This window comes from Nioella nitratireducens (assembly GCF_001879715.1).
In the GTDB taxonomy this organism is placed as follows: Bacteria; Pseudomonadota; Alphaproteobacteria; order Rhodobacterales; family Rhodobacteraceae; genus Nioella; species Nioella nitratireducens.
Genome location: NZ_MNBW01000007.1, coordinates 61310 through 87471, shown reverse-complemented (window position 1 = coordinate 87471; position 26162 = coordinate 61310). Strand labels below are relative to the sequence as shown.

25 protein-coding genes and 1 pseudogene are annotated in these 26162 nt (G+C 64.2%); 6 read left to right on the top strand and 20 right to left on the bottom strand.

What is annotated here, in order from left to right; translation table 11 throughout:
• Positions 1–81: 81 nt before the first annotated feature.
• Together BKY27_RS08455 and BKY27_RS08450 are read left to right on the top strand one after the other, a co-directional pair.
• Positions 82–1890, top strand: coding sequence for an ABC transporter transmembrane domain-containing protein (locus BKY27_RS08455; protein WP_071674033.1), 1809 nt, complete (start codon positions 82–84; stop codon positions 1888–1890).
• Between the two features lie 178 nt (positions 1891–2068).
• Positions 2069–3958: an acyl-CoA synthetase gene (locus tag BKY27_RS08450; RefSeq protein WP_071674032.1), complete on the top strand. Its 1890-nt coding sequence runs from the start codon at positions 2069–2071 to the stop codon at positions 3956–3958.
• A 121-nt stretch (positions 3959–4079) separates the two neighbouring features.
• On the opposite strand, the gene BKY27_RS08445 is transcribed toward BKY27_RS08450, so the two are convergent.
• From BKY27_RS08445 to BKY27_RS08370, 17 genes and pseudogenes are all read right to left on the bottom strand, one after another.
• Positions 4080–5819 carry a PHA/PHB synthase family protein gene (locus BKY27_RS08445; protein WP_071674031.1) on the bottom strand — a complete coding sequence of 580 codons (1740 nt, stop codon included), beginning with the start codon at positions 5817–5819 and terminating at the stop codon, positions 4080–4082.
• Between the two features lie 144 nt (positions 5820–5963).
• Positions 5964–6869 (bottom strand): endonuclease/exonuclease/phosphatase family protein, encoded by a 906-nt coding sequence (locus BKY27_RS08440; protein ID WP_071674178.1) that lies wholly within the window; start codon positions 6867–6869, stop codon positions 5964–5966.
• A 58-nt stretch (positions 6870–6927) separates the two neighbouring features.
• Positions 6928–7323, bottom strand: a complete 396-nt coding sequence (locus BKY27_RS08435) for a RidA family protein (protein WP_071674030.1) — start codon at positions 7321–7323, stop codon at positions 6928–6930.
• Positions 7313–7729 (bottom strand): acyl-CoA thioesterase, encoded by a 417-nt coding sequence (locus BKY27_RS08430; protein ID WP_071674029.1) that lies wholly within the window; start codon positions 7727–7729, stop codon positions 7313–7315. Before BKY27_RS08430 ends, BKY27_RS08435 begins: the two co-directional genes overlap by 11 nt.
• Positions 7730–7733: 4 nt before the next feature.
• Positions 7734–8423: an ABC transporter ATP-binding protein gene (locus BKY27_RS08425; RefSeq protein ID WP_071674028.1), complete on the bottom strand. Its 690-nt coding sequence runs from the start codon at positions 8421–8423 to the stop codon at positions 7734–7736.
• Positions 8420–8557 (bottom strand): ABC transporter ATP-binding protein C-terminal domain-containing protein, encoded by a 138-nt coding sequence (locus tag BKY27_RS20645; RefSeq protein WP_407668414.1) that lies wholly within the window; start codon positions 8555–8557, stop codon positions 8420–8422. The genes BKY27_RS08425 and BKY27_RS20645 overlap by 4 nt, the downstream gene beginning before the upstream one ends.
• A 99-nt stretch (positions 8558–8656) precedes the next feature.
• Positions 8657–9103, bottom strand: a pseudogene (locus tag BKY27_RS20640) (ATP-binding cassette domain-containing protein); the annotation flags it as partial.
• Between the two features lie 64 nt (positions 9104–9167).
• The gene (locus BKY27_RS08415; protein WP_071674026.1) at positions 9168–10142 is read right to left on the bottom strand and encodes a branched-chain amino acid ABC transporter permease; all 975 of its coding nucleotides are present in this window, start codon (positions 10140–10142) and stop codon (positions 9168–9170) included.
• The gene (locus tag BKY27_RS08410; RefSeq protein ID WP_071674025.1) at positions 10142–11062 is read right to left on the bottom strand and encodes a branched-chain amino acid ABC transporter permease; all 921 of its coding nucleotides are present in this window, start codon (positions 11060–11062) and stop codon (positions 10142–10144) included. Before BKY27_RS08410 ends, BKY27_RS08415 begins: the two co-directional genes overlap by 1 nt.
• A gap of 55 nt (positions 11063–11117) precedes the next feature.
• Positions 11118–12257, bottom strand: a complete 1140-nt coding sequence (locus BKY27_RS08405) for an ABC transporter substrate-binding protein (RefSeq protein ID WP_071674024.1) — start codon at positions 12255–12257, stop codon at positions 11118–11120.
• 23 nt (positions 12258–12280) lie between these two features.
• Positions 12281–12517 carry an Lrp/AsnC ligand binding domain-containing protein gene (locus tag BKY27_RS08400; RefSeq protein ID WP_071674023.1) on the bottom strand — a complete coding sequence of 79 codons (237 nt, stop codon included), beginning with the start codon at positions 12515–12517 and terminating at the stop codon, positions 12281–12283.
• Position 12518: 1 nt separating this feature from the next.
• On the bottom strand, positions 12519–14138 hold the full coding sequence (locus tag BKY27_RS08395) for an AMP-binding protein (RefSeq protein ID WP_071674022.1): 1620 nt from the start codon (positions 14136–14138) through the stop codon (positions 12519–12521).
• Position 14139: 1 nt separating this feature from the next.
• Positions 14140–15297: an acyl-CoA dehydrogenase family protein gene (locus BKY27_RS08390; protein WP_071674021.1), complete on the bottom strand. Its 1158-nt coding sequence runs from the start codon at positions 15295–15297 to the stop codon at positions 14140–14142.
• Positions 15297–16109: an enoyl-CoA hydratase family protein gene (locus BKY27_RS08385; RefSeq protein WP_071674020.1), complete on the bottom strand. Its 813-nt coding sequence runs from the start codon at positions 16107–16109 to the stop codon at positions 15297–15299. Before BKY27_RS08385 ends, BKY27_RS08390 begins: the two co-directional genes overlap by 1 nt.
• Positions 16093–16548: a MarR family winged helix-turn-helix transcriptional regulator gene (locus BKY27_RS08380; RefSeq protein ID WP_071674019.1), complete on the bottom strand. Its 456-nt coding sequence runs from the start codon at positions 16546–16548 to the stop codon at positions 16093–16095. The genes BKY27_RS08385 and BKY27_RS08380 overlap by 17 nt, the downstream gene beginning before the upstream one ends.
• Positions 16548–17288 carry an SDR family NAD(P)-dependent oxidoreductase gene (locus BKY27_RS08375; RefSeq protein ID WP_071674018.1) on the bottom strand — a complete coding sequence of 247 codons (741 nt, stop codon included), beginning with the start codon at positions 17286–17288 and terminating at the stop codon, positions 16548–16550. The genes BKY27_RS08380 and BKY27_RS08375 overlap by 1 nt, the downstream gene beginning before the upstream one ends.
• A complete protein-coding gene (locus BKY27_RS08370; protein WP_071674017.1) occupies positions 17285–19582 on the bottom strand; it encodes a bifunctional salicylyl-CoA 5-hydroxylase/oxidoreductase in 2298 nt (765 codons plus the stop codon). Before BKY27_RS08370 ends, BKY27_RS08375 begins: the two co-directional genes overlap by 4 nt.
• Before the next feature lie 183 nt (positions 19583–19765).
• Here BKY27_RS08370 and BKY27_RS08365 point away from each other — a divergent pair, with 183 nt between their 5' ends.
• From BKY27_RS08365 to BKY27_RS08350, 4 genes are all read left to right on the top strand, one after another.
• Complete coding sequence (locus BKY27_RS08365; protein ID WP_071674016.1) at positions 19766–20611, top strand: arsenate reductase/protein-tyrosine-phosphatase family protein; 846 nt, start codon at positions 19766–19768, stop codon at positions 20609–20611.
• Complete coding sequence (locus BKY27_RS08360; RefSeq protein ID WP_071674015.1) at positions 20608–21606, top strand: ArsJ-associated glyceraldehyde-3-phosphate dehydrogenase; 999 nt, start codon at positions 20608–20610, stop codon at positions 21604–21606. The genes BKY27_RS08365 and BKY27_RS08360 overlap by 4 nt, the downstream gene beginning before the upstream one ends.
• Positions 21603–22847, top strand: a complete 1245-nt coding sequence (arsJ, locus tag BKY27_RS08355; RefSeq protein WP_084667905.1) for an organoarsenical effux MFS transporter ArsJ — start codon at positions 21603–21605, stop codon at positions 22845–22847. The genes BKY27_RS08360 and arsJ overlap by 4 nt, the downstream gene beginning before the upstream one ends.
• Before the next feature lie 139 nt (positions 22848–22986).
• Positions 22987–23727, top strand: coding sequence for a sulfite exporter TauE/SafE family protein (locus BKY27_RS08350; protein ID WP_071674013.1), 741 nt, complete (start codon positions 22987–22989; stop codon positions 23725–23727).
• Between the two features lie 3 nt (positions 23728–23730).
• On the opposite strand, the gene BKY27_RS08345 is transcribed toward BKY27_RS08350, so the two are convergent.
• The 3 genes from BKY27_RS08345 to BKY27_RS08335 are packed head-to-tail and all read right to left on the bottom strand — an operon-like array spanning position 23731 to position 26162.
• Complete coding sequence (locus BKY27_RS08345) at positions 23731–24753, bottom strand: histone deacetylase family protein (protein WP_071674012.1); 1023 nt, start codon at positions 24751–24753, stop codon at positions 23731–23733.
• Positions 24750–25232 carry a GNAT family N-acetyltransferase gene (locus tag BKY27_RS08340; RefSeq protein WP_071674011.1) on the bottom strand — a complete coding sequence of 161 codons (483 nt, stop codon included), beginning with the start codon at positions 25230–25232 and terminating at the stop codon, positions 24750–24752. Before BKY27_RS08340 ends, BKY27_RS08345 begins: the two co-directional genes overlap by 4 nt.
• Before the next feature lie 3 nt (positions 25233–25235).
• Positions 25236–26162: a BKACE family enzyme gene (locus tag BKY27_RS08335; protein ID WP_071674010.1), complete on the bottom strand. Its 927-nt coding sequence runs from the start codon at positions 26160–26162 to the stop codon at positions 25236–25238.

Genomic DNA, 26162 nt, shown 5'->3' with positions numbered 1-26162 from the left:
TTTTGCATCAGGCCGGGGCCTTGTGCCGTCTTCGGTCGGGCGCTATCCAATCTGGCACCGCTAACAGCACCGGGGACTCTCATGGCCGACAGCCAGCACACCGCGCAAGCACCGGTATCGGAACAGGACCGCGAAAAGTCGCGCAAGATCGGCTCGCTCGGTGCCCTTTGGCCCTTCGTTCGGCCCTATCGCGGGATGCTGGTCGCGGCGCTGGTGGCCCTTGTCCTGACGGCCTCGGTCTCGCTCTCGATTCCGTTGGCGGTGCGCCGGGTCGTGGATGGGTTCGAGTCCGAGACCGTGCGCCTGCTCGACAAGTATTTCCTTGCGGCGCTCGTGCTGGCCACGTTGCTCGCGGTCGGGTCCGGCCTGCGCTATTACCTCGTCACCCGCCTTGGTGAACGGGTCATCGCCGACATCCGCAAGGCCGTGTTCGCGCGCATGATCTCGATGAGCCCGGCCTTTTTCGAGCGGATCATGACCGGCGAGGTGCTGAGCCGCATCACCACCGACACCACGCTGATCCTCTCGGTCATCAGTTCGTCGATCTCGATTGCGCTGCGCAACTCGTTGATCTTCCTCGGCGGGCTGGGGATGATGCTCTTTTCCTCACCCAAGCTGACCGGGCTGGTGCTGTTGATCGTGCCGGTGGTGATTGTGCCCATCGTCGTTCTGGGGCGCCGCCTGCGCGCGCTGTCCCGCAAGAACCAGGACTGGATCGCGGAAAGCTCGGGCAAGGCGTCCGAGGCGCTGTTGTCTGTGCAGACGGTGCAGGCCTTCACCAACGAACGCGCCACGGCGCATCAGTTTGACGAGGTGACCGAGCAGAGCTTCGACGCCGCCAAGACCCGCATCCGCACCCGCGCGATCATGACCATGATCGTGATCTCGCTGATCTTCTCGGGCGTGGTCGGCGTGCTATGGGTTGGCGCGCGCGACGTGCGCGGTGCCGATATGAGCATCGGAGAGCTGATCCAGTTCCTGATCTACGCGATCATGACCGCGGGCGCCGTGGGCGCGCTGTCGGAAATCTGGGGTGAATTGCAGCGCGCGGCAGGTGCCACCGAACGTCTGGTCGAGCTGTTGACCGGCAGAGACAGCGTTGCCGACCCCGCCACCCCCGCCGCCCTGCCGATGGCGGGCAAGGGCGCCATCGCCTTCGAGGATGTGCGCTTCACCTATCCCACCCGTCCCGATCAACAAGCGCTCGATGGCGTGACGCTGACCGTGCAACCGGGCGAAACCGTGGCCCTTGTCGGCCCGTCGGGTGCGGGCAAATCCACCATCTTCCAACTGCTCCTGCGGTTCTACGACCCTGCCTCGGGCCGGGTGACGCTGGATGGCACCGACCTGCGCGACCTGTCGCGCGCCGCGTTCCGCCAATCCATTGCCATGGTGCCGCAAGACCCGGTGATCTTCGCCGCGTCCGCGCGCGACAACATCCGTTTCGGTCGCCCCGATGCCAGCGATGCCGAGGTCGAGGCCGCCGCCCGCGCCGCCGCCGCGCATGGCTTCCTGTCGGCCCTGCCAGATGGCTATGACACCTATGTCGGAGAACGCGGGATCATGCTGTCGGGCGGCCAGAAGCAACGCATCGCCATCGCCCGCGCCATCCTGCGCGACGCGCCGGTCTTGTTGCTGGACGAGGCCACCAGCGCGCTGGACGCCGAAAGCGAGCGGCTGGTGCAACAGGCGGTGGCCGATCTGTCCGCCGACCGCACCACGCTGATCGTCGCGCACCGTCTGGCCACCGTGAAAAAGGCCGACAGGATCGTGGTCTTCGAAGAGGGCCGCATCGTCGCCGAAGGCACGCATGAAGAACTGGTGGCGGGCGACGGCCTGTATGCCCGTCTGGCGCGGCTGCAATTCACCGAAGGTCTGGCCGCCGAATAGCCCCCGAAGGCGCGCATTTGGGCAAGTGACCCTTCGTCACAACACCGCGATGCCAGCCCTTTGCGTTGCGTTACGCTTGCCAGATGCACGTCCTTGCCTGCATCCTGTCCGCCAACGAACGAATGGCCCGCGCGAAACCGGCGACGGGCCGTCGCAGGATGCATGGGGAGGATGCGGAATGACGCGGTTTGCAAATCTCGCGGACGTCAAGACGATCGAGCGGGAAAACCCTTGGCCCGATAGCCAGCCCGCAGCCACGATCTACGAATTGCTGGGCAAGACGCGCGATCGCGTCGGGCAGATGAACGCGATCAGCTATCAGCTCTTTTCCGGCCCGACCGACAAGGCCGAAACGCTGACCTGGACCCAGCTGCACGGCAAGGTTACCCAGGCCGCCAACCTCTTTCGCGCGCTCGGTGTGGGCGAAACCGATACCGTCGCCTATATCCTGCCCAACTGCAATGAGACGGTGGTCACCCTTCTGGGCGGCTGCGTGGCGGGCATCGCCGCCCCGATCAACCCGCTTCTCGAGCCCGAACAGATCAGTGCCATCCTGCGCGAAACCGGGGCCAAGGTGGTGGTCACGCTCAAGGCCTTTCCCAAGACCGACGTCGCACAAAAGGTGGCCGAGGCCGTGGGCTATGCCCCCAACGTCAAGACGGTGCTCGAGGTCGATCTGCTGCGCTACCTTACCCCGCCCAAAAGCTGGATCGTGCCGTTCCTGCGGCCCAAGGTCGAAGCCAGCCACCACGCCCGTGTGCTCAGCTTCTCTGCCGAGATGGCGAAACAGCCCGCCGACCGGCTGACCTTCGAAGATCCCAGGAAAGACCGCGTTGCAGCCTATTTCCACACCGGCGGCACCACTGGAATGCCCAAGGTCGCGCAGCACAAATATTCGGGCATGATCTACAATGGCTGGCTCGGGGACACGCTGCTGTTCAGCGAGCAGGACAATATCATGTGTCCGCTGCCGCTGTTTCATGTCTTCGCCTGCCATGTAATCCTGATGGCCGCCGTCGCCTCGGGCGCGCATGTGGTCTTCCCGACACCGCAGGGCTATCGCGGCGAGGGCGTGTTCGACAATTTCTGGAAGCTGGTCGAACGCTGGAAAATTACCTTCATCATCACCGTGCCCACGGCGATTTCCGCGATGATGCAGCGCAAGGTCGACGCCGATATCTCCACTGTGAAAACCGCCTTTTCCGGCTCTTCGCCCTTGCCCGTCGAATTGTTCCGCCGCTTCGAAAAGGCCACGGGCGTGACCCTGATCGAAGGCTATGGCCTGACCGAGGCGACCTGCCTCGTCTCTTGCAACCCGGTCGAGGGCGAAAAGAAGATCGGCTCGGTGGGCGTGCCCTTCCCCCACACCGAGGTGCGCATTCTCAAGCACACCCCCGAGGGCGTCGTGCAATGTGGCACCGACGAGGTGGGCGAGATTTGCATTGACAACCCCGGCGTCTTCGAAGGCTCGACCTACACCGAGAGCGACAAGAATATCGACCTCTTCCACGATGACATCTACCTGCGCACGGGCGATCTGGGCCGCATCGACCCCGATGGCTACCTCTGGATCACCGGCCGCGCCAAGGATCTGATCATTCGCGGCGGCCACAACATCGACCCCGCCGAGATCGAAGAGGCACTGGCCAGCCACCCCGCCGTGGCCTTTGCGGGTGCGATCGGCCAGCCCGATGCCTTCGCGGGCGAGCTTCCGTGCGTCTATGTCGAACTGGTCGACGGGGCCGAGGTTTCGATCAAGGAGCTGAAAGAGCATTGCGACGAACACGTCCATGAACGCGCGGCCCGTCCCAAATTTATCGAGATCATGGACGAACTGCCCAAGACCGCTGTCGGCAAGGTCTTCAAACCGGCCCTGCGCAAAAAGGCGATCACCCGCATCTACAACGCGGCGCTTGCCGAGGCAGGCCTTGCCGCCGAAGTGGTCGAGGTGGTCGAAAGCAAGAAGCTGGGCCTTGTCGCCCACATCAAAAAGACCGGCGAGGTGGACGAGGCCAAGGTGTCCGATGTTCTGGGCGAATTCACCCGGCCCTGGCAATGGGCAGAGTGACCGCAAAGGAACGCGACACGCCCAAACCTACTGATGTCGCATGTCGCAGGGGCGCAAGACCGGTTTCCACGTTTGTCCGGCGCGCTCTGGCTGCGAGGGCTGCCCCAACCGGGCGGCCTTTTCATTGCTGGAACACATATGTGCCCGGCGCGTCGCAAATCGCGCGATAGCCCTTGGCCCCCATCTTCGGCGGCGCGACCGGCGCACCGCTTTTCTCGGCCAGCCACGCAAACCAGGGCTCCCACCACGATCCCTGCTGCGGGTCATGCTGCGCCAGCCATGTTTTCGGGTCCATATACAACGCCCCCGGCAGCCGGTGCCCCAGCCGGAAATGCCGGTGTTTCTTGCCCGGCGCGCTCAGGATGCCGCCATTATGCCCGCCCGATGTCAGGCAGAACCGCATGTCGTTATCGGTGAACAGCTTGGCCTTGTAGACCGAATGCCACGGCGCGATGTGGTCCTGCTCGGTCCCCAGCACGAAGAGCGGCGCGGTGATGTCCTTCAGCGCAATGACCCGCCCATCGACGGAAAACCGCCCCGAAGTCAGCCGGTTTTCCAGAAACAGCCCGCGCAGGTATTCCGAATGCATCCGCGCGGGCATCCGTGTCGCGTCGGCGTTCCATGCCAGAATATCCGCGTCCGGGTCATCGTCGCCCAACAGGTAGCGATGCACGGCGTGTTGCCAGATCAGGTCTTCGGCCCGCAGGCTTCGGAACGCCCCCGCCATCTGCGCCCGATCCAGATAGCCCTGATCCCACATCATGTCTTCGAGATAGGCCACTTGGCTGTCGTCGAGGAACAGCAACAGCTCGCCCGCTTCGGTGAAATCGGTCTGCGCCGCCAACAGCGTGATTGACGCCAGCCGGTCATCGCCCTCGCGTGCCATCGTCGCCGCCGCGACCGACAGGATGGTGCCGCCAAGGCAATAGCCGCAGGCATGAACCTTCTGCTCGGGAACAATTGCACTCACCGCGTCCAGCGCCTGCATCACGCCCTTGCGCCGGTAGTCATCAAGGCTGACATCGCGCAGCGTTTCGTCCGGGTTGGTCCACGAAATGGCGAAAACGGTGAACCCCTGATCGACCAGATGCTTGATCAGCGAATTTTCCGGGCTGAGATCGAGAATATAGTATTTCATGATCCACGCCGGCACGATCAGGATCGGCTCTGGCCGCACGGTGTCGGTCGTGGGCGCGTACTGGATCAGTTCGAGCAGGTCATTTCGAAAGACCACCGTTCCGCCCGTGCAGGCGATCGTCTCGCCCACCTGATAGGCGCTTTGGGTGGGGTGGGGCTGGTCGGCCAGCGCATAGGCCGTGTCCTCGGCCAGTGCCTTGGCCCCGTGCATCAGGTTGCCGCCCATCGTCTCGCGCGTTCGTTCGATCACCTCCGGGTTCAGGAACGAGACGTTCGAAGGCGAGGCCGCGTCCAGCATCTGCCGGATCATGAAGCCCACGCGGTCGCCCGATTGCGGACGCATCCCGCGCAGGTTCTTGGTGGCGTCGTCCCAGAATTGCTCGGTCGCCAGATAGCTCTCCTTCCACTGGCGAAACGGGGGCCTGTGCCAGCCGTCGTGCTGAAACCGATGGTCGCCCTCCTCCGGCGCAAAGGCCGATCCCAGCCCGTCACCGCCATCCTCGGGCAAAAGCCCGCCCATCATCAGGCGAGTCCAGCTGTCGCGGGCGCGCTCTGCCAGCTCCAGTTGCCGTCCCGGTGCGCGCGACAGATGCAGGCTCCAATCCATCCACGCCGCCGCCGCCGCGTGCAAGGACACGCCCGAGGTCATCCGCGCCATCGCGGCCCGCGTCGCGCGATCCAACGTGTCATAGTGGTGGCCGGTGGCGGTCTTGGATTGGGTCATGGTGGGGTCGGTCTGTTTCGCAGTTGCAGCGATAATGCCACGGTGCAGCGAACAGGAATATGACAGGGATCAAGGCCCCATTTGTTAACGGGTTTCCGACAAAGCTGTCGGAAAGAACCGACATGCGCGTCGGTTTCCTCGGTCTCAGGCGCCGGGCAGGGACAGCAGCAACGCCGCGTGATCCGAGGCATGGGGGCGATGCCTCCCGACCCCCGGCAAATGCCCGGCCCGGTGGCGCGTGGCCTCAAACCCAAGGCCGGACCGCAGCACGACCGGCACCGAGTCCGGCCAGCGCGTGGCCAGCGCAGGCGCGGCCAGCAGCGCGTCCGGTTGTCCGTATCTATCTGAATGGAAATCATAATATGTCCACCGGTCTGACTCTGGCAATCGCGCCATCAGGTCGACACTAAAGGGCGGCAGCAGCGGTGCAATGGCCGGGGTCGCGTCGGCGTCCCACGGCTCATTCAGGTCGCCAAGGATCAACCAAAGCCCTTGTTCCGGCTGGGAAAACCGTCGTTCGACCAAGGCCCGCACCGCCGCCGCCTCCAACCGCCGCACCGGCCACGCGGCGCTCGGGTCGGGATGGGGGGCCTTGAAATGACATGCAAAAACAATGATTTGGCCAATTTCGATCTCAACGCAATCGCGCCGGAACACGGGCAAATCTGGCGTATCCGACCGCACCCCAAGCTCTGCTTCGGTCAGTGCTGCATGGCTCGTGACCCGCACCGCGCGCCGGGACAGCACCGCGATATCAAGGCCTCGCCCGTCATTTCCCGGCAGGCAAACCGCGTACGGGTAGGGCCTCAAACCCGCCTTTGGCAGCACGTGCCTGTTGAACCAGTCCAGCGTTTCGCTGTCGAAAACCTCTTGTAAAACAACAAGGTCCGCGTCTGATGTGGCCAGCAGTGCGGCGGCAAGGCGGCGGTCGGCGGCGTCGAGCGTCTCGGGCTCGCCAACCTCATCGCGGTCCCGCGCCCCGTCCAGCCGCGCCACGCCGTCCGGGTGGCGCAGCCGCAGATTCTGGATGTTGAAACTGACAATCCGCATGACAACAGCAAGCCGCGTCATCCCGGTTTGATCAAGCGATTCCCGCCGCCCGACGGGTTTAGCCGATCACCGCTGTGGCCTCGATCTCGACCAATGCTTCGTTCTCGACAAGGCCGCTGACAACCACCATTGCCATCGCCGGGAAGTGGCGCCCCAGAACCCGGCGATAGGCGGCACCTACCTCGGTCTGGTGGTCAAGATAGTCTTTTTTATCAGTGACATACCAAGTCAGTCGCACGATGTCCTCGGGCGTGCCACCAGCCGCCTCCACCACCTCGCGGATGTTTTTCAACGCCTGTTCCATCTGGCCAAGGAACGTGTCCGAGACGAAATTCTGCTCAGCGTCCCAGCCAATCTGACCGCCGATGAACAGTGTGCCGTTCGAGGCGAGGATGCCATTGGCGTAGCCCTTGGGTGTCGGCCAATTTTCCGGATGGATGGTTTTATGGGGCATGGTCGGGGCCCTCCTGAAGGGAAAGGAATTTCTGTCGGATCGTATCGGGCCACGCCGTCGGGCGGCCCGCGCCATCCACCAGAACGAGGGTGGAGGCGGCGGTGAACCGGGTTTCGTCTCCCGCCCGCGCAACCACGGCCAGCCCGACAGAGCGGCCCCCGACGCGGGTGACGGACAGGGACAGGGTCAAGTGGTCGCCATGGTGGCTTGGGGATTGAAATCGCGTGGAAATTTCTGCGGTCGGGATGCCTTTGGAAGTCAGGATTTCTTCGAATGGCCAGCCCATGGCCTCGGCAAAGAACGCCTCGACACAATCGTTGATCATCTCGAAATAACGGGGATAAAAGACGATCCCGGCCGGGTCGCAATGCTTGAACAGCACCTTTTGCGGGAAGGAAAACGCCATCGCCTCAGACCCCCAGGAACCGGTCGGTTGTGGCGCGGTCGAGCGTGGCGAAAGGACCGGACCAGACGGTCACGCCCTTTTCGATGATCACCCCGGTATCGGCGACCGTGCCCAGTTCCTTCAGCGATTTGTCGATAACGAGGATCGCCAGCCCGGTTTCCGCCTTGAGCCGCGAAATCACGGCCCAAATTTCCTGTCGGATCACGGGGGCCAGTCCTTCCGTCGCTTCATCGAGGATCAACAGGCGCGGGTTGGTCATCAGCGCGCGGCCAATGGCCAGCATCTGCTGCTCGCCGCCCGACAGCGAGGCCGCGATCTGCCCCCGCCGTTCGCCCAATCGCGGGAACATCTCGAAGACCCGGGCCAAGTCCCAGGCACCGTTGCGGGCGGCAGCAGTCAAGTTTTCCTGCACGGTGAGCGGTGCGAAACAGCGCCGCCCCTCGGGCACCAGTCCGATGCCCGCCCGCGCGGCCTTGTGGGCGGGGACGTGGCCCAGATCCTGGCCATCGAACAGCACGCTGCCACCCCTGTTTTTCAACAGCCGACAGATCACCTTGACGGTGGTCGACTTGCCCATCCCGTTGCGGCCCATGAGGGCAAGAACCTCTCCCTCGGCCAAGTCCAGATGGACATCGAAGAGCGCCTGCGAAGGTCCGTAGAAGGCAGAGACATGGGCAAGTTTCAACAGGCTCATGCTGCGTCCTCCTCGCCCAGGTAGGCTTGGCGCACCTCAGCATTGGCGCGGATTTCGTCCGCCGTGCCGGTGGCGATGATGCGGCCATAGACCAGCACGGAAATCCGGTCAGCCAATGCGAAAACCGCATCCATGTCATGTTCTACCAGCAAGATCGGCGCGCGGTGGCGCAACCCGTCGAGAAAGCCTGTCAGCCGCTGTGACCCCTCGGCCCCAAGCCCGGCCATGGGTTCATCCATCAAGAAGACCTTGGGTTTCAGCGTCAGCGCCACGGCGACCTCCAACTGGCGGCGTTGCCCATGGGACAGCTCTGCCGTCACGGTGTTTCGGAACTCGGAAAGGCCCACCTCTTGCAGCGCAGACTCGGCGCTCTCCAGCAGGGCCTTGTCCCGCATCACCTTGCCCAAGACGCGAAAGGCGCGGCCGCGTTGGCCCAAAGCGCCCAGAACCGCGTTTTGCAGAACCGTGAACTCCATCGCCAAAGCCGAAATCTGGAAGGTGCGCCCCAGTCCCAACCGCGCCCGCGCGACAGTGGGCAGCGGTGTCACATCCTGCCCGTCGAAGATCACCGAGCCGCTGTCGGGGCGCAGCGCACCCGAAATCTGCGCGATCAGCGTCGATTTCCCGGCCCCGTTCGGGCCGATCAGCGCGTGGATTTCGCCCGCCCGCAGGTCCAGCGAGACAGAGTCCGACGCCTGCAACGCGCCGAAGGATTTGCTCAAAGAGCGGGTGGACAGGATCGCGTCAGTCATGCGCCACCTCCCGCCCGGCAATCAGGCCGACCAGCCCGCCACGGGCGAAAAGCACCACCAACAGCAGGATCGCGCCAAGGTAGATGTGCCAATAATGGCTGAGATCCTCCAGCACATATTCCAGCGCGATGAACACCATCGCCCCCGCCACCGGGCCAGACAGGCGCGCGATGCCGCCAAGGATAACCAGCACCATGATCTCGCCCGACATCTGCCAGCTCAGCATCGAGGGGCTGACGAAGCGGTTGAGATCGGCGAAGAGCGCCCCCGCCAGACCGGTGATCGCGCCCGAGAGGACAAAGGCCATCAGGCGCAGCTTGTACGGGGCCAGCCCCACCGCCTCGACCCGCGCCACGTTCTGCCGCGTTGCCTGCAACGCCAGCCCGAAAGGGGATTTTCCCAGACGGCCCGCGAAGATCAGCACGACCGCCAGAACAGCGAAGCAGATCAGGAAAAAATTCAGCGGCACCAGCGTGTTGAGGCCGGGGAAATTGTTGCGCATGTAGATTGAAACGCCATCCTCGCCGCCATAGGCGGGCCAGGAAATGGCGAAGTAGAACAGCATCTGCCCGAAGGCGAGCGTAATCATGATGAAATAGACGCCCGAGGTGCGCAGGGACAGTGCCCCGATCACGAGGGCGGCCAACCCCGAGGCAATCACCGCGACCAGCCAGATGATCGGCATCGACGTGGTGCCGCCGATCACGCCCCAGAGCGGCATGTAGGTCTGGGCGTGAAACGCGAGGATGCCCATGGCATAGCCGCCGATCCCGAAAAACGCCGCATGGCCAAGGCTGACCAGCCCGCCAAGACCAAGCGCGATATTCAGACCCACGCCCGCCAGCGCAAGGATCGCGGCGCGGGTTGCCAGCGTAATGATATAAGTCTCGTCCAGCGCATAGGCGAGCAGGCCGATCGCCAGCAACAGCCCCGGAATACCGACATTCAGGATCGTCTCGCGCCGCATCACGCCTGCCCTCCGAAAAGGCCCGATGGCCGAAACAGCAAGATCCCCGCCATCAGGATGTAGATCGACATCGACGCCAGCGAGGCGCCCACCGTGGTGGCGCTGCTCGCGTCCATGAACAGGCCGAAGGCTTGCGGCAGCAGCACCCGGCCAAGCGTGTCGGTCATGCCTACCAGAAGCGCGCCAACGAAGGCCCCCTTGATCGACCCGATGCCGCCGATCACGATCACAACGAAGGCAAGGATCAGCACAGGCTCGCCCATGCCGACCTCGACCGACTGGATTGCGCCGATCATCGCCCCGGCCAGCCCCGCCAGCGCCGCGCCAAGGGCGAAGACCAGCGTGTAAAGGCGTCGGATGTCGACGCCGAGGGCGGCGATCATTTCGCGGTCCGCCTTGCCCGCGCGGATCTGGATGCCAAGCCGGGTGCGTGCGATCAGCCAGAAGAGGCCCCCACCCACGGCCAGTCCGACCGCGATGATGAACAGCCGGTATTTGGAATACTCCAACCCGCCAAACAGCGTGGTCGGTCCCGACAAGAGGTCGGGCGTGTCGAGGTAGAGCGGCAGCGAGCCGAACAGGAACCGCGTGCCCTCGGAAAAAATCAGGATAAGCGCGAAGGTTGCCAGCACCTGATCAAGGTGATCGCGGTCATAGAGCCGCCGGATCACCACCATTTCCACGATGGCGCCGACAATCGCCGCCGCCATCAGCGCCGCCGCCAGCGCCAGCAGGAACGAGCCCGTCAACGCCGCCATTCCGGCCGCCGCGAAGGCGCCGATCATGTAGAGCGAGCCGTGCGCGAGGTTGATGAGCCCCATCACCCCGAAAATCAGCGTCAGGCCCGCCGCCATTAGGAAAAGCATCACGCCGAATTGCAGCCCGTTCAGAAGCTGCTCGGCCAGAAGAGCTGCCGACATGGAAAATCCCTTGTTGGGCCGGGCCTTGAGCGGCCCGGCCGGTCAGGCGTTTGCCTTACATGTTGCACTGGTCCGCATAGGCGTCGCCACGATCTTCCAGTGCGGTGCCCACGATGCGGTTGGTCAGCACGCCGTCCACCATCACCACTTCGCGGACATAGATGTCCTGGATGGGGTGGTGGTTGGGACCGAAGGCGAAATCGCCCCGCGTGCTGTCGAAATCCGCCGCTTCCAGCGCCGCCCGGAAGGCATCTGGGTCATCGGGGCTGGCCACGTCCAGCGCCGAGAGCATCAGGTTCGCGGTGTCGAATCCCTGACTCGCATAAAGCGAGGGCAGGCGACCATACTCGGCTTGGAAGGCTTCGACAAAGGCCATGTTGGTCGGGTTGTCGATATCCGCGCTCCATTGCGAGGTGTTGTGCACGCCAAGCGCGGCGTCGCCCACGGCGCCCAGAATGCCCTGGTCAAAGCTGAAGGCCGGGCCGATCAGCGGGATGTCCACGCCGGATTCCGCGTATTGCCGGACGAAGGCGATTCCCATGCCACCGGGCAGGAAGAAATAGACGCTGTCCGCGCCCGAATTGCGGATCTGGCTGATCTCGGCGGCGTAGTCGGTTTGGCCAAGCTGGGTGTAGACCTCTTGCGCCACGTCACCCTCGAACATCCGCTGGTATCCGGTCAGTGCATCCCGCCCCGCCGGGTAGTTTGGCGCAAGGATGAAGCTGTTGGAATAGCCCGCCGTATTGGCATAGGCGCCCGCCGCCTCGTGCAGGTTGTCGTTCTGCCAAGCCACGTTGAAATAGTTCTCGTTGCAGCCTGCACCGGCCAGCTGCGACGGCCCCGCATTGGGCGACAGGTAGAAGACGCCCTGCGCCACGGTCGACGGGATCACCGCCATGGCAAGGTTGGACCAGATGATGCCGGTCATGATGTCCACGTCATCGGACTGGATCATGCGGTCAGCCAGTTGCACCGCGCGGTCCGGCGCGCGTTCGTCGTCTTCGATGATGACCTCGATATCGTCGCGGCCCGCTTGCTCCATGGCCAGCATGAACCCGTCCCGCACGTCGATGCCGAGGCCAGCGCCCCCGCCCGACAAGGTGGTGATCATGCCCACGCGCACCGGCTCCTGAGCCATGGCGAAGGTCGAAACACCGGCCATCAGGCCGGCAAGGGCGATTGTCTTGAGTGTCATGCGAGTCGTCTCCCTGTTGTTGATCAGAACGCCTTGAAGGTTATGGTTGTCAGCGTCCGCTCGATCCCGTCCACGTCGAGCAAGTGGTGGTTGATATATCGTCCGATATCCTCGCCCTCGGGAATGATGAGCTTCAACAGAAGATCATATTCCCCTGACGTGGAAAACAGGTCTGCATGGATTTCCTTCAGCACGATCCGAAAGGCGACATCGTATGTCGTGCCGGGGGTGCAGCGGATCTGGACGAAAACGGTCTGCATCTCAGTCCTCTTGCCGCAGCTTGTAGCGCAGGATCTTGCCCGTGGGGGTCTTGGGCAGCGCCTCGACAAAGGCGATGCGGCGCGGGTATTTGTAGGGGGCGATGGTGGTCTTGACGTGGGTTTGCAGCAGTTCGATCAGCGCCCGGCTGCCCTCGTGTCCGTCGGCCAGCACCACATGCGCCTCGACAATGCTGCCGCGCGCCTCGTCCGGGGCCGCGACCACGGCGCATTCGGCCACGGCAGCATGGGACAGCAACGCCGCCTCCACCTCGGGCCCCGCGATGTTGTAGCCCGACGACACGATCATATCATCGTTGCGCGCCGCGAAATGCAGGTAGCCGTCGGCATCCATGGTGAAGCTGTCGCCGGTGATGTTCCAGCCGTCCCGCACATAGATGGTTTGGCGCGGATCATTCAGATAGCGGCACCCGGTCGGCCCGCGCACCGCTAGCCGCCCGATCTCGCCGCGCGGCACCTCTTGCATCTCGTCATCCACCACCTTTGCCTGATAGCCGGTCACGGGCCGCCCCGTGCAGGCCGGGCGGTGATCGTCGAAGCGGTTGGTGACGAAGATATGCAGCATCTCGGTCGCGCCGATCCCGTCGAGCATCGGCTTGCCGGTCTTTTCCATCCACTCATCATAGACCGGGGCGGGCAGGGTTTCCCCGGCGCTGACCGCCGCCCGCAGGCTGGACAGGTCGGCCCCCTCATCCATCGCCCGCAGCATCACGCGATAGGCCGTGGGCGCGGTAAAACAGACCGTCGCTTTGAACTGTTGAATGATCTCGATCATGTTGGGCGGCGAGGCGTTTTCCAGTAGCGTCGCCGCCGCCCCGAAGCGCAGCGGGAAGACCGCGAGGCCACCGAGGCCAAAGGTGAAGGCGAGGGGCGGGGAGCCGACGAAAATATCCTCGGGCGTGACCTTCAGCACCTCTTTCGCGTAGCCATCCGCGATGATCAGCAGGTCGCGATGGAAATGCATCGTGGCCTTGGGCTCGCCCGTGCTGCCAGAGGTGAACCCCAACAACGCCACGTCATCGCGCCCGGTCTGCACCGTGTCGAACTGCACCGGTTTGGTCAGGGCCAGCCGGTCAAGTTCCGCGTCATGGTTGGCGGTTCCGTCGAAGCCAACGACCGATTTCAGGAACCGGCTGTCCTTGGCGCAAGCGATCATGTCTTCCATCAGCCGCGTGTCGCAGAGGGCAAACTGCACCTCGGCCTTGTCGACGATCTTGCTCAACTCGCCCGCCCGCAGCATCGGCATCGTGTTGACCACCACCGCGCCCGCCTTGGTTGCCGCCAGCCAGGCCGCCACCATTGCCGGGTTGTTGGCGGACCGTATCAGCACCCGATTGCCCGGTTTCACGCCCATGTCCTCGACCAGCACATGCGCCAGCCGATTGGTCCAGTCGGTCAGCTCCTTGTAGGTCCGTCTGCGGCCGTTGCCGATCAGCGCGGTGTGGTCGCCAAAGCCCTTGGCAACCATCGCATCGGTCAGCTCATAGCCCGCGTTTAGGTTGTCGGGGTAGGGGAACCCGTCCAGCAGGACATCCGGCCATTGCTCTGCAGGCGGCAACCCGTCGCGGGAAAACGTATCGGTATGGGCCGTTGGTCCTAGCATGTCAGCCTCCCAGATGCGCGGCCATGGTCTGGCGCGCGATGATGACTTTCTGAACGTCCGAGGCACCCTCGTAGATGCGCAGCGCCCGTATTTCACGGTAGAGCTTTTCCACGGTTTCGCCGGATTTCACCCCGTCGCCGCCATGCAGCTGCAACGCGCGGTCAATGACCTTCTGCGCCTGATCGGTGGAAAAGAGCTTGGCCATCGCCGCCTCTCGCGTGATCCGCGCCGCGCCGGAATCCTTGGCCCATGCCGCGCGGTAAACGAGCAGGGCGCTCGCATCCACATCCACCGCCATATCCGCGATGTGCCCCTGCACCATTTGCAGGTCAAAGAGGGCCGCGCCCTGCACATGGCGGGTGGTCGCGCGCGTCAATGCCTCGTCCAGCGCGCGCCGGGCAAAGCCCAAAGCGGCGGCGGCAACGGTCGAGCGGAACACGTCCAGCACCGACATGGCGATCTTGAACCCCTCGCCGCGCGCGCCGATCAGGGCCGCTTTGGGAATGCGGCAATCGCTGAACCGCAGGCGGGCCAGCGGATGCGGGGCGATTGTTTTCAACCGCTCAACAACTTCAAACCCGGTCGTGTCCGCAGGCACCACGAAGGCCGATAGGCCCTTGGCCCCCGGTGCCCCGCCCGTGCGGGCGAAAACGGTATAGACATCCGCTATGCCACCATTTGAAATCCACGTCTTTTCGCCGTTCAGAACGAAATGATCGCCGTCTTCCTCTGCCGTCATCGTCGAATTGGCCACGTCAGACCCAGACTGAGGTTCTGTCAACGCGAAGGCCGAAATCGCCCGGCCTGTCCGCGTCAGCGGCAACCATTCGGCTTTCTGTGCAGGCGTTCCGAACAGTGAAATCGCCCCTGTCCCCAACCCCTGCATGGCAAAGGCAAAATCGGCCAGCCCGTCATGGCGTGCCAGCGTCTCGCGGCTCAGGCACAGGGTGCGCACATCGAAGCGGTCACCCTCTTCGGCGGCGGTCGGCTGCAACCACCCGGCTTCGCCAAGCGCCTTCACCAACCCCCGGCAGGTCGCATCGGTGTCCGCATGGTCCAGCCCTTGAACGGCCAGTCCCGCCCATGCATCCAGCCCGTCGGCCCAGTCTTTGTGCCGGGCGTCAAAAAACGGCCAGTCGAGAAAGCTGCGATCTGCCATCAATCCCCCCTGAACACCGGCTTTTCTTTCGCCACAAACGCCCGGTAGGCGCGTTCGAAATCCGCCGTCTGCATGCAAATGGCCTGCGCCTGCGCCTCGGCCTCGATCGCCTGATCGAGACCCATGTTCCATTCCTGGTTAAGCTGCGTCTTGGTGATGCCATGGGCAAAGACCGGCCCCGCCGCCAGACGATCCGCCAGTTCCATCGCCTTGTCTTCCAGTCGATCCGCCGGGTGCAGGGCGTTCCAGAAGCCCCAGGCATGGCCTTCCTCCGCGTTCATCGACCGCCCGGTGTAGAGCAGTTCCGCCGCGCGGCCCTGACCGATGATCCGGGGCAGCATCGCGCAGGCCCCCATGTCGCAGCCTGCCAGCCCCACGCGGGTAAACAGGAAGGCGCATTTCGCCTCTGGCGTCGCCAGTCGCATATCCGATGCCATCGCCGCAATCGCGCCCGCGCCCACGGCCACGCCATCAACGGCGGCGATGATGGGTTTGCCACACCCGATCATCGCCTTGACCAGATCGCCGGTCATGCGGGTAAAGGCCAGAAGCTCTTTCATGTTCATCTTGGTCAGAGGCCCGATAATGTCGTGCACATCGCCCCCCGAACAGAAATTGCCCTCGTTCGAGGCAAAGACCACAACGTCCACATCCTCGGCATAGACGAGCGCCCGGAACGTATCGCGCAGCTCGGCGTAGCTGTCGAAGGTCAGGGGGTTCTTGCGATCGGGCCGGTTCAGGCGCACCCGCGCCACGCGCTCGCGCACGCGCCAGTCAAAATGTGTCGGGTTCAGATCAGCCATTTTGGCCATCGCTCGCCTCCTCCACGCGGTGCAGAATATCCCGCAGTGCATCCAGTTCTTCATGTTCCAGCATCGAAAACAGGCGATCGACCTCGGCCCGGTGATCCGCTGCCTGCGCCTCGAAAACGGCGCGGCCCTTGTCGGTCAGTTCCACCAGCACCACGCGCCGGTCGCCTTCGCCGGGCGCGCGTTGCGCCAGCCCCTCTTTTTCCAGCCGTTCGACCACCGCCGTTGCATTGCCATTCGAGACCAGCAATTGTCGGCTCAGGTCGCTCATCTTCATCGGGCCATCCACCCGGTGCAGCGCTGCCATCACGTCAAAGCGGGGCAGGGTGGTGCCGTGCTTGACCCGCAAATATTCGCGCAGGTGGTTTTCCGTGGCCCGTGTCAGGCGCAAGAGCCTGATCCACGTCCGCAATCGGCGGGTGGCCAGATCGGTGTCGCGCATCAGACCTCTCCTCCGGAAATCGACAGGGCATGACCGTTCACGCCGTCGGACCCTGCACCGCAAAGCCAAAGCGCCGCCGCCGTCACCTCGGACGGTTGGATCAGCCGCCGCTGTGGGTTGTTCGCGGCCAACGCCTTGCGGGCGTCGTCCTCGCTCATGCCGGTGTTCTCGCGGATCGTGGCGACCGAACGGTCCGTCATCTCGGTGTCCAGAAATCCGGGGCAGAGCGCGTTCACGGTCACCGGCCGCCGCGCCACCTCCAACGCCAGCGACCGGACCAGTCCGACCACCCCGTGTTTTGCCGCCGCATAGGGCGCGACATAGCGATACCCTTTGAGACCAGCGGTCGAGGCCACGGCAATCAGCCGTCCCCAGCCCGGCATCCGCGCCAGCCCTTCGCGGAAGGTCAGGAACGTGCCGGTCAGGTTGACCGCCATCATCGCCTGAAACGCGTCCAACGAGGTTTCCGCGAACGGGCTGGACGAGGCCGCGCCCGCATTGGCAATCACCACGTCGCAGGGGCCGGCCGTCTCGAACATGGCCCGCACCGAGGCTTCGTCGCGCACATCCGCCACCACCGGGCGAATGGTCTTGGCCTCTGCGGCGACCTTGGCCAGCGGTTCCTCTCGGCGCCCCGCCACCACCACGTCGGCCCCGGCCTGCGCAAAGCCCCTCGCCAAGGCGGCGCCAACGCCGGTGCCGCCGCCGGTGATCAGAACGCGTTTGCCGGAAAGGGTCATGCCCGGATCTCCTCCTGTGCCTTCTTCTCCTGCAAACGGTAGGCCTGATCGCGCCCCGGCAGGTAAGGATCAGGCCAACGCGTGCTGGTATCGTTCAGCGCCACGCCCGCGTGCAGTGTCCAGTAAGGATCGGCCAGGTGCGGCCGGGCGAGGCAGACCAGATCGGCCCGCCCCGCCATGAGGATCGAGTTCACGTGGTCGGTTTCGTAGATATTGCCCACGGCCATCGTCGGCATGTCCAACTCGTTGCGGATGCGGTTGGAAAACGGCGTCTGGAACATGCGGCCATAGATCGGCTTGGCCTCGGTGCTGGTCTGGCCTGCCGACACGTCCACGATATCCGCGCCCGCATCGCGGAACATGCGCGCGATCTCGACGGCCTCTTCCGGGGTCACGCCGTCTGCGCCTACCCAATCGTTTGCCGAAATCCGCACCGACATGGGCTTGTCCTCGGGCCACGCCGCGCGCATGGCGGCAAAGACCTCCAACGGGTAGCGCATCCGGTTTTCCAGCGATCCGCCATAGGCGTCGGTCCGTTGGTTCGACACCGGCGAGATGAAGGATGAAATCAGGTAGCCATGGGCCGCGTGCAATTCGATCATGTCGAAGCCTGCCCGCGCCGCCATCTCGGTCGATCGGACGAATTCCGATATGACCCTGTCCATATCCGACCCCATCATTTCGCGCGGGGTCGGGTTGCGGTCGGACCACGCGACCGGCGAGGCCGACATGACCTCCCAGTTACCGTCCTTCAGCGGCGCGTCCATCTCTTCCCAGCCAAGCTGGGTCGACCCTTTGCGCCCCGAATGTCCGATCTGGCAGCAGATGCGGGCTTCGGTCTCTGCATGGACGAAATCGACCAGTCGTTGCCACGCGGCTTCATGCTCCGGCGCATAAAGCCCCGGACAGCCCGGCGTGATCCGCCCCTCGGGGCTGACGCAGGTCATCTCGGTATAGACAAGGCCCGCACCGCCCTTGGCCCGCTCGGCGTAATGCACGAAATGCCAGTCGGTCGGGCAGCCTTCCACGGCCTTGTACTGCGCCATGGGCGACACCACGACGCGGTTTTTCAGCGCCATGTCGCGCAGTTTGAACGGCGTGAACATGGGCGTGCGATGCGGCGCGTCGGCGGGCAGACCGGCCTGATCCATGAACCACCGCTCCGCGCTTTCCAGCCAGTCGGGATCGCGCAGGCGCAGGTTTTCATGGGAAATCCGCTGGCTTCGCGTCAGCAGGTTGTAATTGAACTGCACCGGGTCCTGATCCAGATAGCGCTCCACCTCCTCGAACCATTCCAGCGAATTGCGCGCCGCCGATTGCAGGCGCAGCACTTCCAGCCGCCGCTCTTCCTGGTAGCGTTCAAAGGCTTGCTGCATCGTCGGTTCGGAATGCAGGTATTCGGCCAACGCAATCGCGCTGTCAAAGGCCAGCCGCGACCCCGAGCCGATGGAAAAATGCGCCGTCGCCGCCGCGTCGCCCATCAGCACCACGTTCTCATGGTACCATTTCTCGCAGATCACGCGGGGGAACTGCATCCAGACGGCGGACCCGCGCAAATGCTCGGCGTTCGACATCAACTTGTGCCCGTCCAGATGCCGTTCAAACACCTTGCGGCAGGTTTCGACCGTGTCCTCCTTGGTCATGTCCTCGAAGCCCCACGCGTCCCATGTCTCGGGCAGGCATTCGACGATGAAGGTCGCGGTGTTTTCATCGAACTGGTAGACATGCGCCCACATCCAGCCATGCGCGGTCTTCTCGAAGATGAAGGTAAAGGCATCGTCGAATTTCTGATGCGTGCCCAGCCAGACGAACTTGCACAGCCTTGTGTCGATATCGGGCTGGAACACGTCCACATATTCGCTGCGCACGCGCGAATTGATCCCGTCTGTCGCGACCACGAGGTCATAGTCGCGGCGATAGGTCTCGGCGCTCTCGAACTCGGTCTCAAATCGCAGGTCGATTCCCAACTCGCGCGCCCGCTCCTGCAACAGGATCAGCATTTGCTTGCGCCCAATCCCGGCGAAGCCATGCCCGCCCGAAACCGTGCGCACCCCGTCATGCACCACCGCGATATCGTCCCAATAGGCGAAGTGATCGCGGATCGCCCGTGTCGACTTGGGGTCGTTGGTTTCCATCCGGCTCAGCGCGTCATCCGACAGCACCACGCCCCAGCCGAACGTGTCGTTGGCGCGGTTGCGTTCCAGCACCGTGATCTCATGCGAGGGATCGCGCAGCTTCATGCTGATTGCGAAATAGAGCCCCGCAGGGCCGCCACCGAGACAGATGACCTTCATGGGGATGCAGTCCTTTCCCTTGACACGCATGAGTCGTGATGGAGAAAGGCTACCGGTGCCAGCACTTATTTCAAGCTTAAAGTTTCAAGCTTGAAGATCGTGTTGTGATCTTTCTGTGAAAATTGCCTGTCATGGTCCGAAAGAGGGTAGCCGACTCACATTTAATTCCATAATTCATGAAATATGGAAAAAGAACTCGACCAACTGGCCACCCTTGCCCACGCGGGCCGCAATGGCGTCTTCCGGCTGCTCATGCGCCGCTATCCCGATGCGGTCCCGGCGGGCGAAATCGCGGCGGCGCTCGACCTCAAGGCGTCCACGGCGTCGGCCTATCTCGCCAGCTTGCGCGAGTCGGGGCTGATCGGGCAGGCGCGGCAGGGCACCTCGCTGCGCTACCGGGCCGAGATCGGCACCGCGCAGGCACTGGTCGGGTTCCTGTTCAACGAGTGTTGCCGAGGGCGCCCCGACCTGTGCCCGCCCATGCCCCTCCCTCACGCCAACGGAGACACCCCCATGGCCGACCGGAAATACACTGTCCTGTTCATCTGCACCGGCAATTCCGCCCGCTCCATCTTTGCCGAATCCATCCTGCGGGACATGGCCGGCGACCGGTTCGAGGTCTTCTCGGCCGGGACCAAACCCTATTCCGAGCTCAACCCCTTCGCCGTCGAGATGCTGCAAAACAAGGGCCATGACACCAGCCACCTGCGCGCCAAGAACGTGTCGGAGTTTCAGGGCCCCGACGCCCCGGCGCTCGATTTTGTCTTCACCGTCTGCGATCAGGCCGCGAACGAGGAGTGCCCGGTCTGGGAAGGTCAGCCGCTCAGTGCCCATTGGGGTATGCCCGACCCTGTCAAGGCCACCGGCACCGAGGCGGAACAACGCCTCGCCTTCCAACTGGCCTATGGCGCGCTCAAGAACCGGATCACCCTGTTCACCGCGCTGCCGCTGGACGCCCTCGACCGGATTTCGCTGCAAGGCGAGATCGACAGCATCGGCGCTTCCAACCTTGAAGGAGACACCGCATGACCACCTACGCCCTGAACGGCCTGGGCCGGATTGGCAAGCTCGCGCTGCGCCCCCTGCTCGAACGTGGCGCCAAGATCGCCTGGATCAACGACGTCGTGGGCGATCCGGAAATGCACGCGCATCTGCTGGAATTCGACACCGTCCATGGCCGCTGGCGCGCCAGTTTCGCCCATGATGCGGACAGCATTACCATCGACGGCACCCGCCTGCCGGTCCTGAACGAGCGCAACCTTGAAAACCTGCCGCTTGAGGGCGTCGATGTGGTCATCGACTGCACCGGCGTCTTCAAGTCCGAGGCCAGGCTTGCCCCCTATTTCGCGGCGGGCGTGAAAAAGGTGGTCGTCTCCGCCCCGGTCAAGGATGGCCCCACGGCCAATATCGTCTACGGCGTCAACAATCACGATTATGACCCGGCGGCGCATGATATCGTGACAGCGGCCAGTTGCACCACGAACTGCATCGCGCCAGTGGTCAAGGTCGTGCACGAAACCTTCGGCATCAAGCACGGCTCCATCACCACGATCCACGACGTGACCAACACGCAAACCATCGTGGACCGCCCCGCCAAGGACCTGCGCCGTGCGCGGTCGGCGCTGAATTCGCTGATCCCCACGACCACGGGCAGCGCCACCGCGATCACGCTGATCTACCCCGAATTGACCGGCAAGCTGAACGGCCATGCCGTGCGGGTGCCGCTGTTGAATGCCTCGCTGACCGACATGGTGTTCGAGCTGGATCGCCCCGTCACGGTAGAGGAGGTCAACGCCGCCTTCGAGGCCGCTGCAAACGGCGATCTCAAGGGCATCCTCGGCTACGAAACCCGCCCCCTCGTCTCGACCGACTACACCAATGACGACCGCTCCTCGATCGTCGACGCGCCCTCGACCATGGTCGTCAATGGCACGCAACTGAAGGTCTATGCGTGGTATGACAACGAATGGGGCTATGCCTATCGCCTCGCCGACGTGGCGCAGATGGTGGGGGAGAGCTTGTGAGTCAAAAGGGCCTCGCCGCCTATGTCGCGGTGACGGCGGCCTACTGGGCCTTCATGCTGACCGACGGGGCGCTTCGGATGCTGGTGCTCCTGCATTTCCACACGCTGGGTTTCTCGCCGGTGCAGCTGGCCTACCTCTTCGTGCTCTACGAAATCGCGGGGGTCGTCACCAATCTCAGCGCGGGCTGGATCGCGGCGCGGTTCGGCCTGACCTCGACACTCTATGCCGGGCTGACGCTTCAGGTCGGCGCGCTGCTGGCGCTGTCCTTGCTTGACCCCGGCTGGTCGGTCGCGGCCTCGGTCGTCTTCGTGATGGCGGTGCAAGGGGCCTCGGGCGTGGCCAAGGATCTGGCCAAGATGTCCTCCAAATCCGCCGTCAAGCTCTTAGCCCCCAAGGAAAGCGGCGGCCTCTTCCGATGGGTCGCCCTGCTCACCGGCTCCAAGAACGCGGTCAAGGGCCTTGGCTTCCTGCTGGGGGCTGCGTTGCTGGCGCTGGCGGGCTTCCATGCGGCAGTGCTCGGCATGGCGGCGGTGTTGGCGGTGATCCTTGTCACGGTCGTGCTGCGGATGCCCGCGGGCCTGCCCGTAGGCCGCAAGGACGCGAAGTTCAAAGAGGTCTTTTCCAAGAACCGCGACATCAACTGGCTCAGCTTCGCCCGCGTCTTCCTGTTCGGGGCACGGGACGTGTGGTTCGTGGTGGGCATCCCGGTCTATTTCTACGCCGTGCTATCGGACGGGACCGAGGCGGGAAATCGTTCGGCCTTCTTCGTCATCGGCAGCTTCATGGCGCTCTGGATCATTCTCTACGGGGCGGTGCAAGCGTCGGCCCCCCGCCTCCTGCGGGCCGCCGACCGGTCGCCCACGCAGATCGTCGCCACCGCGCGCCACTGGGTCGCGGCGTTGATCGTGGTGCCTGCCAGCCTCGCCGTCCTGACGCAAATCGCCGGGGCCCCGGCCCCGTGGCTGACGGCCACGCTGATCGTCGGGCTGCTGGTTTTCGGAGCGATCTTCGCGGTGAATTCCTCGCTCCATTCCTACCTGATCCTCGCCTTCACCAGCGACGAGCGGGTGACGATGGATGTGGGCTTTTACTACATGGCCAACGCGGCGGGCCGCCTGCTCGGCACGGTGCTCTCCGGGGCCAGCTACCAGGTCGGCGGGCTGCCGCTCTGCCTTGCCACCGCCGCCGCGATGGTTGCCCTCAGCGCGCTCGGTGCGTCCCGGCTGGGGCGTGGCCGCTAGCGGCCACGATCCCGAAAATCGCCAAACAGGTGTACGGGGGGTGCACGGGGGGTGTACGCGGGGTGTACGGGTGACAACGGCCCCTTGAACCCCGTCCCGATCCCCCGTAGCCCTGCGGTCGAGCAGAGCAGGACCGCGCATGGACTACTGGATCGTCGCCTTCATCGCCGCCTATCTGATGGGCCTTTCCAAGGGCGGCGTCCCCATGATCGCGATCCTCTCGGTGCCGCTCATGTCGCTGTTCATGGACCCCGCCCATGCCGCCGGGCTGCTGCTGCCGATCTATATCGTGGCCGACATGTATGCGGTCTGGCTCTTCCGCAAGGACTTCTCGGTCCGCAACCTCGCCATCCTGCTGCCCCCCGCCATTCTCGGCATCGCGATTGCCTATTTCACCGTCACCCTCGTGCCGGTCTGGACCATGAAGCTGCTGGTTGCGGCCATCGGGATCTACTACCTCTTCAATGCCGTTCGAAAACGCCTTTCACGGCAAGAGCATCCGGCCCGGCCCGCCGATGTGCCGCGCGGGGTTTTCTGGGGCACGCTGACCGGCATCACCAGCTATATCGCCCACGCGGGTGGCCCCCCTTACCAAAGCTACGTGTTACCGCAGCGCCTGTCGAAGATGACCTATCTCGGCACCAACGCGATCTTCTTCTCGGCAGTCAACCTTCTGAAAGTGCTTCCCTTTATTCTTGCGGGCCAAATCACTTGGGACAGCGCGGGGCAAGCGGTCTGGCTTGCGCCCGCAGCCCTTCTGGGGGCGTGGAGCGGGTCCAGGATCACCCGCCACCTGCCGGAACGTGCCTTCTTCCTGCTGATCGAGATCGCGCTGGCCGTGGTGTCTGCCAAGCTCGTCTACGAGGTGGTCACGGGCTGACCCTCAGGCGCCCTGAAACCCGCTCAGCACGCTGGTCAGGTTGTCGCCCAGCCCGTCGCAGATATAACCGCCCTCCTGCACGAAAAGCGTCGGCACCCCCAGCCCCGCAATCGCCGCGCCGATCCGGGCAAAGCCCGGCGTCGTGACGGCCAGTCCTTGAAAAGGATCGCCTTCAAAGGCGTCTAGGCCAAGCGCCACCACCACCACGTCGGCCCCGAAACTGGTGATCCGGTCCAGCGCCGTATCCAGTGTCTTGAGATAGCCCGCGTCATCGGTCTTGCGCCGCAGCGGCAGGTTCAGGTTCGCACCCATCCCGTCTGCTTCGCCACGTTCCTGCGCGTGGCCCCAGAAGAAGGGGTAGAACCGCTCGGGATCGGCATGGATCGAGACCGTCAGCACATCGCCCCGGCGGTAGAACATGCCCTGCGTGCCATTGCCGTGATGCACGTCCACATCAAGGATCGCGGGCCGTAACCCCTTGGCGCGCAAGCGTTCCGCGGCGATGCCGGAATTGTTGAGAAAGCAGAACCCGCCGGCCAGATCGGCAAAGGCATGATGCCCCGGCGGGCGCGACAGGACATAGGCCGCGCGCTCGCCGCCCGTCACCAGATCTGCCCCGGTAATTGCCGATTGTGCAGACCAATACGCGGCCTCCCATGTGCCCTCCGCAATCGGACAGGCGGTGTCTGCCTGATGATAGCCCGCTTGCCCAACGGCGGATTTCGGGTAGCCGTCGCTGCGGTTGGCCGGGTGGATATTGGGGATCACCTCTTCGCCCGCGCCGTCGATCCGCTGCCAGCGGGGGTAGATGTGGCGCAGGAAACTCAGGTATTCCGCCGTGTGAACCGCTGCAATGGGGCCAAGCCCGGCATCTGCCGGAGCCTCGAACACACAGCCCGCCGCCTGCGCCCCGGTGCGCAGGATGTCGATGCGCGCGGGCTGTTCCGGGTTGGGCAGGATCGCCCCGTTGGCCATGAAATGCTTGGGGTCGTGGCGCCACTGCCGGTCGTCGAAGATCGCTCTCATGCCTCACCTTTCAGTCTGTCAAAGCCGTCGCCGGACAGGGCCAGCGTCTGCTGCCCCGTCATCGGTGTCAGGCCCAATCGGTTGTAAAACCCCTGCGCCCCCGCGCTGTCGTCATAGACATCGAGCCGCAAATACCCCGCGCCCCAGAGCGCGCAGGCCCGCGCCGCCGCCGCCGCCAGCAACCGCCGCCCCAGCCCCGTGCCGCGCGCCGCGTCCGACACCCAGAGGTCAGACACGTAAAGCCCCGGCACGCCGCGCACCGTGGAAAACACGGGCGAAAACATGATCGCCCCGACCATATCCGCCCCGTCCAGCGCCAGCAGGGCATGGAAGGCGGGGCAGGGGCCGAACCCGGCGGCTCGCAGCGCCTTCATCCCCGCCCGATGCGGATCGTCCAGATCGTCCGACAGCGCCCGCAGCGCCGAGTCCAGCAAGGGCAGGTCGGCCTCTTCCACGGGCCGGATTGTCACGGTGTCCATGGCTCAGATCGCCGTCCTGTCCGCGCCCTTGAGGTCCAGCATGGCGCGCGCCTCGGTCGGCGTGGCAACCTCTCGGCCAAGGTCTTCGACAATGCGGCGGATCTTGGCGACCTGCTCGGCATTCGTTTTGGCCAGTTGCCCCCGCGCGATCATCAGGCTGTCTTCCAGCCCCACGCGTACATGGCCCCCCATGGTGGCCCCCATGGTGATCAGCGGCATCTGGTGACGTCCGGCGGCCAGCACCGAAAAGGCATAGTCGTTGCCGAAAAGCTTGTCGGCGATCAGCTTCATATGCATCAGGTTTTCCGGGTCGGGGCCGATCCCGCCAAGCACGCCAAAGACGAATTGCACGAAGACCGGGGCCTTGACCAGCCCACGATCCACGAAGTGGCGCAGCATGTAGAGGTGGCTGACATCGTAGCATTCGAATTCGAACCTCGCGCCGCGGTCTTCGCCCATTTCGGTCAGGATGCGGGCAATGTCGCGGGGGGTGTTCTTGAACACGAGGTCGTCGGAATTGCGCAGGAAGGGCTCTTCCCAGTCGTGTTTCCACTCGGTGATCCGGTCGGCGGCGGGGTAGAGCGCGAAATTCATCGTGCCCATGTTCAGGCTGCACATCTCGGGCTCGGCCCGTTTTGGCGCGGCAAGCCTTTGGTCCAGTGTCATCACCGCGCTGCCGCCGGTCGAGATGTTCAGCACCGCGTCCGTCGCCTGCTTGATCCGCGGCAGGAAGGACATGAAATGATCGGTTTCCGCCGAGGGCTGCCCGGTTTCGGGGTCGCGCGCGTGCAGGTGCAGGATCGACGCCCCGGCCTCGGCCGCCTCGACGGCATGTGTCGTGATTTCGTCCGGCGTCACCGGCAGATAGGGCGACATCGAGGGGGTGTGGATCGACCCGGTGACCGCACAGGTGATGATGATTTTTGACAT